Annotated in this window: 12 protein-coding genes; 5 read left to right on the top strand and 7 right to left on the bottom strand. The window is 74.8% G+C overall.

Translation table 11 applies throughout. The annotated features are described in order from the left end of the window. Window positions 1-42: 42 nt before the first annotated feature. The gene (locus ACH427_RS19935) at window positions 43-2,067 is read right to left on the bottom strand and encodes a transglycosylase domain-containing protein (protein WP_398870832.1); all 2,025 of its coding nucleotides are present in this window, start codon (window positions 2,065-2,067) and stop codon (window positions 43-45) included. Between the two features lie 200 nt (window positions 2,068-2,267). On the opposite strand from ACH427_RS19935, the gene ACH427_RS19930 reads away from it, so the two are divergent. Continuing rightward, a complete protein-coding gene (locus ACH427_RS19930; protein WP_398870831.1) occupies window positions 2,268-2,669 on the top strand; it encodes a BlaI/MecI/CopY family transcriptional regulator in 402 nt (133 codons plus the stop codon). A gap of 4 nt (window positions 2,670-2,673) precedes the next feature. On the opposite strand, the gene ACH427_RS19925 is transcribed toward ACH427_RS19930, so the two are convergent. The 4 genes from ACH427_RS19925 to ACH427_RS19910 form a co-directional block, all read right to left on the bottom strand. Further along, window positions 2,674-4,473, bottom strand: a complete 1,800-nt coding sequence (locus ACH427_RS19925; protein WP_398870830.1) for a phospholipase C — start codon at window positions 4,471-4,473, stop codon at window positions 2,674-2,676. Further along, complete coding sequence (gene efeB / locus ACH427_RS19920) at window positions 4,463-5,731, bottom strand: iron uptake transporter deferrochelatase/peroxidase subunit (protein WP_398870829.1); 1,269 nt, start codon at window positions 5,729-5,731, stop codon at window positions 4,463-4,465. Before efeB ends, ACH427_RS19925 begins: the two co-directional genes overlap by 11 nt. Further along, window positions 5,728-7,035 carry an imelysin family protein gene (locus ACH427_RS19915; protein ID WP_398870827.1) on the bottom strand — a complete coding sequence of 436 codons (1,308 nt, stop codon included), beginning with the start codon at window positions 7,033-7,035 and terminating at the stop codon, window positions 5,728-5,730. The genes efeB and ACH427_RS19915 overlap by 4 nt, the downstream gene beginning before the upstream one ends. 382 nt (window positions 7,036-7,417) lie before the next feature. Next, on the bottom strand, window positions 7,418-8,119 hold the full coding sequence (locus ACH427_RS19910) for a nuclease-related domain-containing protein (RefSeq protein ID WP_398870825.1): 702 nt from the start codon (window positions 8,117-8,119) through the stop codon (window positions 7,418-7,420). 354 nt (window positions 8,120-8,473) lie between these two features. Between ACH427_RS19910 and ACH427_RS19905 the strand changes: the two genes are divergently transcribed. From ACH427_RS19905 to ACH427_RS19890, 4 genes are all read left to right on the top strand, one after another. Further along, on the top strand, window positions 8,474-9,232 hold the full coding sequence (locus tag ACH427_RS19905; RefSeq protein ID WP_398870824.1) for a DUF4142 domain-containing protein: 759 nt from the start codon (window positions 8,474-8,476) through the stop codon (window positions 9,230-9,232). A gap of 6 nt (window positions 9,233-9,238) precedes the next feature. Continuing rightward, window positions 9,239-10,276, top strand: a complete 1,038-nt coding sequence (locus ACH427_RS19900; RefSeq protein ID WP_398870823.1) for a DUF1996 domain-containing protein — start codon at window positions 9,239-9,241, stop codon at window positions 10,274-10,276. Between the two features lie 100 nt (window positions 10,277-10,376). Next, a complete protein-coding gene (locus ACH427_RS19895) occupies window positions 10,377-11,192 on the top strand; it encodes a TIGR04222 domain-containing membrane protein (protein ID WP_398870822.1) in 816 nt (271 codons plus the stop codon). 134 nt (window positions 11,193-11,326) lie between these two features. Further along, on the top strand, window positions 11,327-12,928 hold the full coding sequence (locus tag ACH427_RS19890; RefSeq protein ID WP_398870821.1) for an alpha/beta hydrolase: 1,602 nt from the start codon (window positions 11,327-11,329) through the stop codon (window positions 12,926-12,928). Window positions 12,929-12,969: 41 nt separating this feature from the next. Here the strand turns inward: ACH427_RS19890 and hemQ are convergent, their stop codons facing one another. Then, window positions 12,970-13,686: a hydrogen peroxide-dependent heme synthase gene (gene hemQ / locus ACH427_RS19885; RefSeq protein ID WP_398870820.1), complete on the bottom strand. Its 717-nt coding sequence runs from the start codon at window positions 13,684-13,686 to the stop codon at window positions 12,970-12,972. Window positions 13,687-13,696: 10 nt separating this feature from the next. Next, the gene (hemG, locus tag ACH427_RS19880) at window positions 13,697-15,136 is read right to left on the bottom strand and encodes a protoporphyrinogen oxidase (protein ID WP_398870819.1); all 1,440 of its coding nucleotides are present in this window, start codon (window positions 15,134-15,136) and stop codon (window positions 13,697-13,699) included. Window positions 15,137-15,262 lie beyond the last annotated feature (126 nt).

Genomic DNA, 15,262 nt, shown 5'->3' with positions numbered 1-15,262 from the left:
CGGTGCGGCGCCGGGCCCGAAGGCCCGGCGCCGCACCGTGTCTCAGCCCTTCCGCGCCTTGGTGTACGCCGACCAGATGTCGATCGGATAGGTGCTGCCGACCGCGGACTTCGCGGCGCCGCCGAGCCCGTCCAGCGGGAGCAGCTCCTGCGTCTTCGGGTCGATGCGGCAGAGCGAGACGGCGGTCGAGAGCTTGCCCTGGTAACCGACGTACCAGGCCGACTTGTTCGTCGCCTCCGTGCCGGTCTTGCCCGCCGAGCCGGGGGCGACCGCCCCGGCCGCGCTCGCGCTGCCCTTGCTGACGGCGTCGTGCAGCGCGTCGTCCACGGCCGCCGCGACGCGCTGCGGCAGCACCCGCTCGGCCGTCGGCTTCTCCACGGTCACGGGGTTGCCGTTGCGGCTCAGCTTGTCCACGGAGTAGGGCTCGCTGTGCATGCCCCGGGCGGCGAACGTGCCGTACGCGCCTGCCATCCGGATGGCGCTGGGCGTGGTGTTGCCCAGCGAGAAGGCGGGCACCTTGGTGCCGAGGCTGTCGGCGAGCAGGCCGGTCCGCACCGCGGTGCTGCCGACGCGGTCCAGGCCCACGTCCATGCCCAGCTGCATCATCGGGGCGTTGACGGACTGGGCGACGGCGTCCCGCAGGCTGATCTTCCCCCATGACTTGCCCCCGTCGTTCGTGCTCTTGACGATCTTTCCGGAGCGGTCCCAGTAAGGGCCTTCGGGGGTCATGAGGCTCACCTGGTTGTCGCCGTCGTAGACGGTGGAGGGGGAGACCTGGGTGCGGGGCTTGCCGCGTTCGCGCTGGATGCCGTCGCCGAGCGCGGCCGCGTAGACGAAGGGCGTGAAGGCGGTGCCCGCGGGGACGACGGAGGAGTTGGCGTCGTTGAACCCCTGCTTGAGGTAGCCCGGGCCGCCGTGCAGGGCCACGACGCGCCCGTCGGTGGTGACCGAGGCCGCTCCGATGCGCACGTCCTTGTCGGCGCCCCGCTTCTCCGGGTCGAGCTTGCCCGTCACCTCCTGGACGGCCTTGTCGAGCGCGTCCACCTTCGGCTTCTCGAAGGTGGTGCGGATCTGGTAGCCGCCGAGGTCGAAGTCGTGGTCGCTGACCTCGGTGTGGGCGCTGACGTACGCCCGCGCCGTCTCCACGAGATAGCCGGTCTGCCCGGTCAGCCCGGCGGGCTTCGGCGGGGCCTGCGGCTCGGGGAAGGTGGTGTAGCGGGCCCGCTCCTCCTTGGAGAGCTTGCCGATGGTGACCATCCGGTCGAGGATCCACTTCCAGCGGTCGACGGCGCGCGCGTGGTTCTTGGCGCCCAGCGACGGGTCGTAGAGCCCGGCGCCCTTGAGCAGCGAGGCGAGGAAGGCCCCCTCGCTCGCGTTGAGCTGGGAGACGTCCTTGCCGTAGTAGGCGTGCGCGGCGCGCTGGATGCCGTAGGTGCCGCGGCCGAACCAGCTGGTGTTGAGGTAGCCCTCCAGGATGTCGTCCTTGGACATCCTGTTGTCCAGCTTGATGGCGATGAACATCTCGGTGAGCTTGCGGGAGAAGGTCTGCCGCTGGTTGAGATAGGCGTTCTTGACGTACTGCTGGGTGATCGTGGATCCGCCCTGGGTGCTGCCGCCCGTCACCATCTTGGAGACCGCGCGCGTCATCCCGCTCACGGAGATGCCGCTGTCGGAGTAGAAGGTCTCGTTCTCCGCCGCGAGCGCGGCCCACCGCACCGGCTCGGGGATCTTCCGCAGATCGGTGTCCTGCCGGTTGACCTCGCCGGTGCGGGCCATCTCCGTGCCGTCGGCCCAGTAGTAGACGTTGTCCTGCTGGGTGGCGAAGGCATTGAGGTCGGCGGGTATGTCGGTGCGGATGTACATGATCGCCACGAGAGCGGTGAGCAGCCCTCCGGCGGAGAGGAAGAGCCCCAGGCTCTGGCGCCACGACGGCACCCAGCGCCGGAAGCCCTGCCGCCCCGGGCGCGGATAGGCCGGACGCAGCCTGCGCTTGCGGGGGGCGGCGCGTCTCCGGCGGGACGGGGCGGCGTGGTTCCGGGCGTGCGCCCCTTTTCGTCGTTCGAACACCGCTCGACCCTACGACCTGTCGGGCGCCGGAGGCACGAAGGATGTCCGTGGATTCCGAAACAGGCGGCCTGTTCGGGTACCGTAACGTTTCTACACCCTTGTAAAAGCAGTGGATCTTGGGCCTCCGTCCCGCGCGGCGTGACCGCGCGGCGTCTTACGGAGCGGCAGCCCCGGGAACAGCAGAAGGAAACGCCACCCGCATGGAAACAGCCACACCGACCTCTGTGGTGCACCGCGGCCGCCGCCGCGCGAACGGAGCGCTGGAGGGCGAGGTGCTCGCCGCGTTGCAGCGCGCCGAGGGGCCGCTGACCCCCCGCGAGGTCCAGAGCCGGCTGGCCGGTGAGCTGACGTACAGCACGGTGGTGACGATCCTGTCCCGGCTGCACGGCAAGGAGGTGCTCTCGCGCACGCCGCGGGGACGGGCCTACGCCTATGCCCCGGTGGCCGACGAGGCCGGGCTCGCGGCGCGGCGCATGCGCAGGATCCTGGACGGCCTCGCCGACCGCGAGGTCGTGCTGACGCGCTTCGTGGCGGAGCTGCCGCCCTCCGACGAGGCGCTGCTGCGCTCGCTCTTCACGAGCTCCTTCCCCGCCGTGCGCTGACCCCTCAGCCGCGCCCGCGCCGGCGCAGCAGGACCCCCGTCACGCCCGCGGCGGCGACGGCCGCCCCCAGCACCACGCCGATCGGCACCCCTGATCTCGGCGCCGGCGCGGCCGGCGCGGCGGCGGCCTGCGGGCCCGGCTCCCCCGCCGTCACCGGCGTCATCGCCGCGTCCTCCGTCCGCACCGAGCCGTCCTTGTCGAGCAGCACCCGCCGCTCGTGCGGATGCGCGAAGTCGAAAAGGTTGAGCAGCGACCCGGCCCGGGTGTCGAAGGACGCGCCACCGATGGGGGCGGTGTGCCAGTTCCACTCCACGAACTTCAGCACCGAGGTCTGCTCGGTCGGCGTGTGGTCGACGGTGTTGACCTTGCTGTACGGCGAGATCACCAGCAGCGGCTGCCGGGGGCCGGGCCCGCAGCGGTCGGCGAAGCCCCCGGCGGGGGCGGGCCCCTTCCGGCAGGCCGGACCGTCGACGGCGCGCCCCCTGGGGCCCTTGCCGCGGTCGAGGGAGCCGTTCAGGGGCTTGGCGTAGGCGTGGTCGTACCAGCCGTCGGAGTCGTCATAGGCAATCACGACGGCGGTGTTCCGCCACTCCGGCGCGCTCTGGATCTTGTTGATCCACTCCACCAGGAAGTGCTGCTCGTCGAGGGGGCCGGAGTATCCGGCGTGGCCGTCCTGGTAGGCCGGGGCCTTCAGGAAGCTCACCGCGGGCAGCCGTCCGGCGCGCAGGGCGGCGTCGAAGTCGGCCAGGTCGTACTGGTGGTTGGCCGGCCCGTCGTGGCCGATCTCGGCGACGGAGCGCGGCGGCAGGTGGTGCGGGTTCGCCGTCGACTCGTAGAACTGGAACGGCTCGTGGTGCGGGCTGTAGTCGACGACCCGCGCGCCGCCGGCGTTGGTGTGGGTGCTGCCGGAGCACTTCGCGTAGTGGCCACGGCGGCCGTCCCAGGCGGTGCTCGGCCGGAAGCCGCCCTGGAACCAGCCCCAGGACACGCCTTCCTCGCCGAGCCGGTCGCCGATGTTGGGCCCCTGGAGGGCGGCCAGGGCGCCACGGCCGGTGTGGTCGTTGCCCGAGCAGTCGTCGTACGCCGGGTCCGGGTCGTTGATGATCGTGCCGACGCCGTCGGCGCCGGGCGAGGCCACGGCGTACGGGTCGGGCTTCGGCGTGCGCCGCGGGTGCTCGGTGCCGGACGCGGGGTCCATGGAGACCACGCCGTGGGTCTGGCCGGAGACGAGGTTGATCGCGCCGGGCGTGGACGGGCCGTAGGTGGTGCCGAAGGAGCGGTCGCTCATGCTGAAGTGCTGGGCGTAGTTCCACAGCGCGGTGACGGTGTTGCCGTCGTAATAGTCCATGACGAGGCCGGGCTCGCCGTAGAGCTTGCCCGAGCACTTGCCGGAGTCGGTGTTCTGGACGTAGCGGTCGGCCCTTCCGGCGGCGGCCGCGTACTGCTCGGGGCTGTAGGAGTGGTTCTGGTCGCAGGTCATCGCCTGCCGCGGGCCGAGCCGCTTCGGCGGGTACTGGTTGGGGTTCTTCGCGAGCAGGCCCGCGGTGCGCAGATTGTCCACGCGGGGTGTGTCGCCGGCGGGGGTGAAGCGGGTGCCGTCGGTGTCGGCGGCCTTGGGGTAGGTGGCGAAGTAGTGGTCGAAGGAGACGTTCTCGTCGAAGACGACCACCAGGTGCTCGACGGGCGAGGCGGTGTCCGCCGCCCGCGAGGGGGTGGCCGGTGCCATGGCCAGCGCGGCGGCGCCGAGCGCGGCGACGAGGCCGGGGCAGCGGGTGACTGTGCCGTCATGGGCGTTACGGAGCATGTGCGGTCCCACTCTCGTCCATCAAGGCGCGGCCGTAGAAGTCCGCGCCGTCGCGCACCCCGGGCAGCGCGAAGAAATAGCCGCCGCCGAACGGGGTGACGTAGTCGGTCAGCGGCTCGCCCGCCAGGCTCCGCTGCACGGCGGCGAACTGCCGCTCCGGGTCCTGCTGGTAGCAGCAGAAGAGCAGCCCCATGTCGAGGTTGCCGTTGCGGTCCGTCCCCCGGTCGTAGTTGTAGGAGCGGCGCAGGATGCGCCGGGACTCCGCCTCGGGGGTGCGCGGGCCGGCCAGCCGGATGTGGCTGTCCAGCGGGATCACCTCGCCCTTGGGGTCGAGGGCGTAGCGCGGCGCGTCCGACTCCCTGTCGCCGTCCAGCGGAGCGCCGGTGTCGCGGTCGCGGCCGAGGATCCGCTGCTGCTCGGTGAGGGAGACGCGGTCCCAGAACTCGACCAGCATCCGGATCAGGCGCACCACCTGATAGCTGCCGCCGGTCGCCCAGCGGGGCTCGCCGCTGTGCGCACCGGTCCACACGAGCCGGTCCATCAGGCGGGTGTCGCGTGGGTCGGGGTTGGCGGTGCCGTCCTTGAAGCCGAAGAGGTTGCGGGGGGTGCCGGAGGGGCGGGGCGGGGCGGTGAAGCCGTCGGTCCGCCAGCGGATCTGGAGGGCGCCGCGCGTGTGCCGGGTCAGGTCGCGCAGGGCGTGCAGCACGGTGTCGGTGCTGTCGGCGCAGAGCTGGACGCTGAGGTCGCCGTGGCACCAGGCCGGGTCGAGGTCGTCGTCCGGGAACGCCGGCATGGTCCGCAGCCGGCGCGGTGCGCTGCCGGACAGCCCGAAGCGGTCGTCGAAGAGCGAGGAGCCGACGGCCACGGTCACCCGGAGCCCGCCGTCGGCGGGCACGCTCGGGCCGAGGAGCCCGGAGTCGGAGGGCGGGCCGGTGATGCCGACCGGGGGCGGGGTGCCGCCGGCCGTCAGGAAGCGGGCGCGCGCGGTGAGCGTGCGCAGCAGGTCGGTGAGCTCGCCCCGGCCGTCGGCGGTGACGTCGAAGGCGACGAAGGCGGTGCTCCGGGCGGGCGGGGTGAGCACGGCCACCTGGTGGGTGCCGTGGAAGCCGGCGTACGGCTCGGGGGGCGCGGCACCGGTGGTGGCACCGGCCGGGAACCGCCTCGGGCCGCCGCCCCGTTCGAGCACGCTCCCGGCCATCGCCCCGCCGAGCCCCAGGGCGGCTCCCCGCAGGAGGCCGCGCCGCGGTGGCCACGTCATGGTGCCCTCCGGGGTTCGCAGAGGGTCGCGACGGGGGCCAGGCGTTCCACGAGGTCGGCGACGGCGGCGTCGACGCGTTCGCGGTCGGCGCGGGAGAGCCGGGCGAGCGGGGTCCAGCGGGGGTGGCCGGGACGGGGGCCCTGGCGGTCCAGCAGGGCGGCGGTGCGGGCCAGGTGCCGGTCCAGACCGGCGAGGCCGGGGTGGCGGCCGCGCAGGAGCGGCCGGAGGCGGTCGAGGACGGCGCGGGTGCCGTCGAGGCCGGCGCGCGCGGTGGCGAGGTTCGTGCCGCTGCCGTGGTCGGTGCGGCCGGTCAGCTCGTGCTCCAGGGTGTCCTCCAGGATCTCGTGGGCGCGCAGGCCGAGTTCGGCGGGGTCCAGGCGCGTCCGGTCCCAGGTGTCGCGCAGCGCGCGGACGTCGGTGGCGAGGCGGCGCGCGGCGCGGCGCAGGGCGGGTCCGCGCTCGCCGTGCCACAGGCCGTGCTCGACGCGGTGAAAGCCGGTGAACTCCGGGTCGCGCACGCCGCCCGGGAGTCCGGCGGCGGTGCGGTCGACCGCGCGGCCCGCGTCACCGAAGGCGCCGTACGCGCCGCCCAGCCGCGCGTAGTCGAGGTGGGCCGGCAGCCAGGCCGCGCGGGCGGCGGCCCGGTCGCCGCGCTCGACGGCCGCCCGCAGGGTGTCCGTCGCGGTCACGAGCCCGGCCATCCGCTCGCTCACCCACCGCTGGTAGTCCTGGGCGGCCGGGATCAGGTCCTCGCTCGTGACGGGGACGGCCGCGGGCCCGCCGCCGCTCCCCCGGGCGGGCCCGGCGATCCGCACGGTGGGGCCGGTGACGGCGTCCGCGTCGTCGGGCAGGCAGACGAAGGCGTACGCACCGGGGCCGAGCCGGGCGCGCAACGCCCTGTGCGTACCGGGCGCGAGGTCCTCGGCCTCGGCGTGGACGGCGCCGGTACGGTCCACGAGGCGGGCCTCGGTCGCGGTGCCGGAGATGTTGTGCAGGACGAAGGTCTGGGCGCCGGGGCGGGGCCGGGGCCAGGCGGTGCCGCAGGCGCCGGGCGAGATCTCGATGAGGACGGGGGGCCGCGGCGGACGGGCGACCGACGGCGCGGCGACGGCGAGCACGGCGACGGCGGCGAAGGCCAGGCCGGTCAGGCGCCGCTTCCTGGACTTCCGCGGCGGGGCACCGGGGGCGGGGGTGACGGCTGGGCAACTCCCGGGGAAGGGTGCGGACTTGAGAGCCGGGCTCCCGGCGGCGGGAGGCGGCAGGCCCGCGTCGCGCCCGGCGGCGCTCACCTCTGGCGGCGCCACCCCGACACCAGCGGCGGGCCTGACGGCCAGGCACCCGGTCGCGAGAGACGGCGGGCCCACGGCGCAGCCGGCGGATCTCGTCGCCGGCTGCCCGGAGGGCGGCATCGCTCCCGCGTCAGCGCCGCGCCCAGCCACTGGACGCGGCAGGCCCGCGTCACCCCGTCTCACCCCCCGCAGCGCCACCCCCGCCTCACCGCCACCGCGTCCGTCGGGCGTTCGAGGATGGTCCGGGCCCGGTTCTGGCACTGCGACGGCTCCCTACGGCAGGCGGACGGTTCGAGCGCGCACGTCCTGGCCATGCTGGCACCGGGGCGCCCGCCGACGGCGGGTCACCGCACCGCGCGCCCCGAAAGAGGCCGAGGATTCACCCGGGCGGTGACTCTCACGCCCACAGCCAGACGCGGCGGTTGCGGGCCACCGTGTGGACGCGGTCGGCGCGGCGGGGGTGCAGCACCCCGCCGCCGGCGCCGAGCGTGGCCGCCGCCGGGTCCTCCAGCACCAGCACGTCCTCCAGCGACGGGTCCACCTCCACGCGCTCGGCTCCCACGAACACCAGGACCGGCCGCACCTGGACGAGGAAGCCGCAGCCCTTCGTCAGGACGAGCGAGGCCCGTGCGCAGTCGTGCCGGATCTCGCGGACGTACGGGAGCGGGCGGCGTTCGCGGGACATGCGGACCGAGGTCTCGCCGACTTGGACGCGGGCCCTGGGCGCGGCCTTGGAGGCGACGCCGAAGACCCCGCCGGGGCCGATGAGGAGGTGCGCTATGACGGCGTCGCCGGGCAGGACGATCGAGTGGACCACGTCCCAGCCGCCCGCCGTCAGCTCGTCCAGGGCCGTGCCCACGGTCTGTTCGGCCGCGAGCGCGCGCCGCCAGCCGTCCTCGGCCGGGCGCCGGCCGAGGCAGCGGGCGAGCGCCAGGGCCACGCGGCCGGTGCCGGAGGCGTCGAGCCGGGCGCGGAGCGTCTCGCCGGGCCGGTTGGGGGCGAGGTCGTCGTCCGGGGGCAGGAACAGCCGCTCCGGGTCGTATGCCTTCCCGTTGGCGCTCGCCTTCCTGCCAGAGTTCCCGCCCGGCCGCTCACGCACGACCACCACCCCCCACCCGCCATATTGCCGCAGATGCGGGGGAACCAACCCGATCGGCCGTCCGTTTGAAGCGGTGAGGCCCCGCGACATCCCCCCGATCGCGGGGCCTCACCAGTGCCCGGGGCCGCGTGCGAGCAGGGCGCGGAACAGGTCAACGTACCAACGGCCCCACCCGCCACGGGCAGCCTCGCCCCCGCAGTGACGCAGACCACATATGCGGCCCGGATCCGGGGAAGCGGGTGAAGGCGCAGGCCAGACCCCGGTTCGGGGGCGGCTCCCGGCGGCCGGGCTCGCGGAAGTCCCTTGCCGATCAGCGCGCAGGGCCTACGGTGCGGTGCCGCACGAGGAGGCATCATGCGATCGTTCACCGGCACCGGCCTGGTCGTCACCGCGCTCACCGCGACCCTCGCCGCGCTGCTCTTCCCGCTCTGGTCCTACCGCGACCGCACCGGCACCGGGGCCGTCGACCTCACCGCGGGGTCCGTGGCCACGCCGTACGGGCCGCTGTCCGCGCTCGACCGCGACTTCGTCGACCGCGTCCGGCAGGCCGGTCTCTGGGAGCTGCCCGCCGGGCAGCAGGCCGAGGAGCGCGGCACCACGGACGCCGTGCGGCGGGCGGGCGAGCACCTCGTCGAGGGCCACACCGCGCTCGACCGGCACGTCCGCGACGTCGCGGCCCGGCTGGGCCTGGACCTGCCGAGCCAGCCCAGCGCCCAGCAGCGGCAGTGGCTGACCCGGCTCGGCGCGGCGCGGGGCGGCCGTTACGACCGGGAGTTCACCAACATCCTGCGGCTCGCGCACGGCACGGTCTTCACGGTCGTCGCCCAGGTGCGGGCCACCACCCGCAACGCGGCGGTGCGGGAGCTCGCCGACGACGCGAACACCACGGTCCTCGACCACATGAAGGTGCTGGAGGACACGGGCCTGGTCGACTTCGACGGCATCGCGGCCGGCACAAAGCTCCGGCAGCCGCCCCCGCCGACCGCCGTCCCGTCGGGCATCCGCGCGCCGAGCGCCTTCCCGCTCCCTCCGGCCGCCACCCGGTCCGAGCCGTCCCCGGGCGCCACCACGCCCTCCGCGACCCCCTCATCCCCCCAGCCCCCGGAGAAATGAGTTCCCATGCCCGTACGTCACCGGCGCCGGCTCGGCGCCAAGCACCTCGTCCTCATCGCGTTACTCGCGCTGCTCGGCTCGGCCGGCACCTTCGTCGCCGTCACGGGCAGCGCCTCCGCCCACCCCGACCCCTCGTCCGGCGCGGCGTCGCCCGACGGCGGTCACGCCCACGCGGGCCCGTCCGCCGCGGACTTCGCCGACATCCGCGCCGCGCGGCCCGGCCCCCGCGACCCGCGGAGCGGGCCGGACGCCTCCACCGGCTCCTTCACCACCCGCTGCGGGCGCAACGAGAACGGCCACCGCAACCCCGACAACTTCATCGTCACCCCGGGCGTCACCAACGGCGCCCACCACCTGCACGACTACGTCGGCAACCGCTCGACCGACGCCTTCTCCACCGACGACTCGCTGCGCGCGGCGGGCACCACGTGCTCGCAGGGCGACAAGTCGGCGTACTTCTGGCCAGTCCTGCGCGTCCTTTCCCGGCGCGCCGAGGGGCACGGGGCGGCCGACCGGGCCAACCCCGGCCGCGTCCTCACCGCCGACAGCGTCGCGCTCACCTTCCGTGGCAATCCGGCCGCCCGCGTCACCGCGATGCCCGACGCGCTGCGGGTGATCACCGGCGACGCGAAGGCCCTCACGAACGGGACGGCGAACGCCCGTGCGCGGTGGACGTGCACGGGCTTCACCGACCGCGCCTTCACGGACCGGTATCCGCTGTGCCCGTCCGGCAGCCGGGTCATGCGGCTGCTGGACTTCCCCAGCTGCTGGGACGGCCAGAACACCGACAGCGCCGACCACCGCTCGCACATCGGCTTCCCGGACGCCGCGACGGGCCGCTGCCCGCGCGGCCGCACGCCCGTGCCGCAGCTGCGGATGACGCTGACCTACAGCGTGCCGCCGGGCCCGGTCTTCGCGGTCGACAGCTTCCCCGAGGAGCTGCGCGAACCGGTCACGGACCACGCCGACTTCGAGAACGTGATGCCGCGCGCCCTCATGGCGGCCGCCGTGCGGTGCATCAACACCGGCCGCCGCTGCGGCTGAGCGGCTCGGCGGCGGTGCCGGCCGTATCCGGACGGAACAGCTGTCCGGATGCCGGTCCGACCGATGGCGGGATCACGGGACGGTCGAGTACACATCCTGTATGTGGGTCCTCCTCCTGCTCGTCGCCTGGGCCGCGGCCCTGCTCACCTGCGGCCGTCTCTGTCTGGCCGCGGCCGCCGCCGGGCAGGCCCCGGAGCCCGCCCCGGGCGGCGTCCGGCTCCGGACGCTGACGCTCTACGAGGCGGCGTTCCTTGCCGGCGGCCCGGGCCGGGTCACCGACCTCGCGCTGGTCACGATGGGCCGGCAGCGCCGGCTGCTGCTGGCCCGCACCGGCTGGGCGACGGTCGTCGACCCGGTGGGCCGTGACGAGCTGGAGCGCTCGGTGATCACCGCCATAGGGCCGGAGGGCCAGTCGCCGGTGCCCGAGGTGCGCGTCGCGCACGCCGCCGCCGACGCCGTGCGGGCGCTGGCCGACCGGCTGACCGCCGCCGGGCTCGCGGTGCCCGCCCCGGCCCGTACGCACATGTCCGCGGCGGTGCGGCAGGTCCGCGGGGCCTGCCTGCTGATCCTGGTGACCGGCGCGACGGCGGTGCTGCTGGCCGCGCCGGGGGCGGACCAGGGGCAGGTGGCGGCCTGGTTCTCGCTCCCGCTGCTGCTCACGGGCACCTGCCTCGCGATCGCCCGGATCGAGATCCACCCCTGTACGAGCTGGGCCTCGCCCGCGGGGCAGGAGCTGCTGGGCCACCTCTCCGGCGGGCTGCCCCGCCGGAGGCTGCTCCCCTCCCGCGCGGCGGCCGGTGCCGCGGGCGACGACACGGGCCTGCTCACCGCGCTCGCCATCAAGGGCCGCAAGACGCTCACCGACCCCGAGCTGCGCGCCGCCCTCGCCGAAACCCTGCGCGACCACCGTTACTGACGGACCGTCGGACCGACGGCCGCCGCTGAGCCCATCGTGCCCAATGCGCCCGACACCGGGCGTGGGTGCTGTACTTCACCCACCACCGAATCAATTATCCCTTTTGTCGGATTAGCACCGCGAAGGGATGGCCAGTGAGATCAGCAGCCTTGTACGGAGCCCTCGGATCCCTGGTCCTCACCGCGCTCACCGCGGCCCCCGCACCGGCCCACGGCCCCGGCGAGGCGTGGCCGCCGGGCGGCCGCGCCGAGGCCCGCGGGGTGGAGCTCGCCGCCCGGCAGGCCGCCGCGCGGGGCATCCGCTTCGGCGCCTGCCCCGCCTCCGAGCAGCTGCCCGCGCCCGTGCAGTGCGGCATCGTCTCCGTCCCCCTGGACTACGCCCGCCCCGGCGGCAAGCACATCGGCATCACCGTCAGCCGCGCCCGCTCGCTGGGCACCCGCTCCCAGCACCAGGGCGCGCTCCTCTACAACCCCGGCGGACCGGGCGGGTCCGGCATGTTCTTCCCACTGCTCACCGCCGTCAAGCAGTGGCAGAGCACGGCCAGGGCCTACGACTTCGTGGGCTACGCGCCCCGCGGCGTCGCCCGCTCGGCACCGCTGTCCTGTGCCGACCCGGCGAGCTTCACCAAGGCCCCCAGCCCGGCCGAGGAGCATCCCACGGCCGCGTTCAAACGACAGCGGATCGCCGAGGCCAGGGCGTACGCGCAGGGCTGCGCGCGCAGGGCCGGGCAGGACCTGCCGTACTACAACAGCCTCAACAACGCCCGCGACCTGGACGTCCTGCGCGCGGCACTCGGCGAGAAGAAGCTCAACTACATGGGGGCGTCGTACGGCACGTATTTCGGCGCGCTCTACGCCACGCTCTTCCCCGGTCACGCGCGCCGGATGGTCTTCGACAGCGTGGTCGACCCCACCCGGAGCAAGATCTGGTACGACAGCAACCTCACCCAGTCCGCCGCCTTCGAGCGGCGCTGGGGCGACTGGCGCCGCTGGGTGGCCAAGCACGACGCGGTCTATCACCTGGGGCGCACGCCGCAGCAGGTGGCCGCGGCCTACGAGCGGGCCCGGCAGCGGCTCACCCGGCGGGCCGCCGGCGGCAAGGTCGGCCCCGGCGAGCTGCACGCGGCCTTCCTCCAGGTCGGCTACAGCGACAGTCACTGGGCCCGGAGCGCGGACGCGCTGTCGGCGTATCTGCGCGGTGACGACCGGGCGTTGCGCACCCTCGCGACGCCCGACCCGGCGGCCGCGCGGGCGAGCGAGAACTCCAACGCCGTCTACACCGCCGTCGAGTGCAACGACGCGGCCTGGCCGCGCTCCTGGTCGGTGTGGGACCGGGACAACACCCGGCTCGCCCGCCGGGCGCCGTTCGAGACCTGGCAGAACGCCTGGATGAACCTGCCGTGCGCCTTCTGGACCGCGCACCAGCAGCGCGCCCTCGACGTCGGGGCGGCACCGCGCGCGCTGCCGCCGACGCTGCTGCTGGCCGCCGAGCGGGACGCCGCGACGCCGTACGAGGGCGCGGTGGAGCTGCACCGGAGGCTGCCGGGCTCGTCCCTGGTGACCGAGCGGGGCGCGGGCACGCACGGGATCGCGTACGGGCCGAACGCGTGCGTCAACCGGCACGTGGAGCGCTACCTGCTCACCGGCCAGGTGCCGGGCCGGCACGCCTACTGCGGACCCCGCCAGGAGCCGGCGGCGACGACGGGCGCGAAGACGGCGCCCGGCCTGGCCGGCTAGCTCCGGGAACCGGGCGGGCCGCGAGGCCCGCCCGGCCCGCGCTACGCCAGGTCGGCGACGAGCTCCGCGACCGCCTTGCGGCGGCCCGTGTAGAACGGGACCTCTTCGCGGACGTGCATGCGGGCCTCGGAGGCGCGCAGGTGGCGCATGAGGTCGACGATGCGGTAGAGGTCGTTCGCCTCGAAGGCGAGGATCCACTCGTAGTCGCCCAGCGAGAAGGACGCCACCGTGTTGGCCCGGACGTCGGGGTAGCCGCGCGCCATCTTGCCGTGGTCCGCGAGCATGCGGCGGCGGTCCTCGTCGGGCAGCAGGTACCAGTCGTAGCTGCGGACGAAGGGGTAGACGCTGACGTAGTCGCGCGGCGTCTCGTCGGCGAGGAACGCCGGGATGTGCGACTTGTTGAACTCCGCCGGGCGGTGCAGCGCCATGTTCGACCACACCGGCTCCAGGGTGCGGCCGAACTTCGTGCGACGGAAGCGGTTGTACGCGTCCTGGAGGGCGTCCGAGGTCTCGGAGTGCCACCAGATCATCACGTCGGCGTCGGCCCGCAGGCCCGAGAGGTCGTACGTGCCACGGACGGTGACGTCCTTCTCGGCGAGCTGCGCGAACAGCTCCTCCACCTCGTCGGCGTAGCCGGAGCGGTCCTGGGGCAGGACGTCGCGGAGCTTGAACACGGACCAGAGGGTGTAGCGGATGACCTCGTTGAGGTCCTTCGCCTTCTTGCCGGCGTTCTGGATCTTCTCGGGGGCGTCAGTCATGTCCCTATTGTCACTCGCCGCTTCCGGCGCCCGGGACCAGGGGGGTCAGGGCCGCCAGGATCTCGTCGGCGGCCCGGTGCGCGCTGGACACGCAGGCCGGGATGCCGACCCCGTCGTAGGCGGCGCCGCACACCCGCAGGCCCGGCACGGCACCCACGTGATCACGGATCCGGGCGACGCGGCCGAGGTGCCCGACGGGGTACTGCGGCAGGCCACCGGTCCACCGGTCGACGCGGGTCTCCAGCGGGGCCGCCGCCAGGCCGACCGCGTCCTTGAGGTCCTTCAGCGACATCGCGACCAGCTCGGAGTCCTCGCGCTCCAGGTCCGCCTCGTCCCCGAACCGCCCGATCGAGGTGCGCAGCACGAACGTGTCCGGGCCGGCGTCCGCGATCCAGCCCCACTTGTTGCTCGCGAAGGTGGACGCCTTGATCTTCCGGCCGTCGACCGGCGGCACGAGGAAGCCGCTGCCCTGGGGCAGCCCGGCGGTGTCGGAGCGGCGGAAGGCCATGGTGACCAGGGCCATCGAGGCGTACTCCACGGTCGCGAGCTCCGCCGCCGCGGCCCCCGCCGTGCCGTCCAGGAGGCGGGCCGCGGCGCCCGCCGGGGTGGCGACGACGACCGCGTCGGCCGTCAGCCGCCCGGCGCCCAAGGCGACCCACCAGCCGTCGGCGTCGCGGCCGATCGCGGTCACGGGGGCGTCCGTGCGGATCTCGCCGCCCGCCGCGCGCACCGCGTCGGCGACCGCGAGCGGCAGCCGCCCGATGCCGCCGTCGATGCCCATGAAGACCGGCCCGGTCCGCTGCCGCGCGGCGCCCCGCTGCTGGGCGTCGCGCACGCCGTCGGTCAACGACCGGTGGGTACGGGCGAGTTCGAAGAGCTGCGGCACGGCGGCGCGCATCGAGATGCGGTACGGGTCGCCCGCGTAGACGCCGCCGAGCAGCGGCTCCACCAGCCGGTCGACGACCTCGCGGCCCATGCGGTCCGCGACGTACGCGCCGATGGCGACGTCCTCGCCGACCTCGGTGGGCGGCAGTTCGGCGTCGCGGGCCACCCGGGCGAGGCCCTCCTCGGAGAGGACCCCGGAGGCGGCGAGCGGGGCGAGGTCGCCGGGCACGCCCATCATGTGGCCCTTGGGCATCGGCCGCAGGCTGCCGCGCGTCCAGATGCCCGCGGTGGCGGTGGCCGGTGGCTGGAGGCGCTCCGCGAGACCGACCGCGCGGGCCAGTCCGACCGCCTCCGGCCGCCGGGCCAGCATCGACTCGGCACCCAGGTCCACCGGCACCCCGGCGATCTCACCGGCGTGGAGCTTGCCGCCGAGCCGCCCGGACGCCTCCAGCAGCGTGACCCGCGCGCCGCCGGTCACCAGCCGGTGGGCCGCCGCCAGCCCGGAGATCCCGCCGCCGATGACCACCACGTGACGACCGGGGCGCTGCCTGGGAATGTCGCTCATGCCCCCACTCTCTCAAACGCTCCCCGGGCGCCGGGGGGCCGGTCGGCGGAGCCGGTGCGCCGGCCTGCGGCACAGCGGTCCCGTGCGGCGTCCGCCGGGGCACCGGGTTCGCCGGAGGAGCGCCCG

This window comes from Streptomyces sp. NPDC020379, from assembly GCF_044387105.1.
Lineage (GTDB): Bacteria > Actinomycetota > Actinomycetes > Streptomycetales > Streptomycetaceae > Streptomyces.
This window is presented reverse-complemented; position numbering and strand designations above follow the sequence as displayed.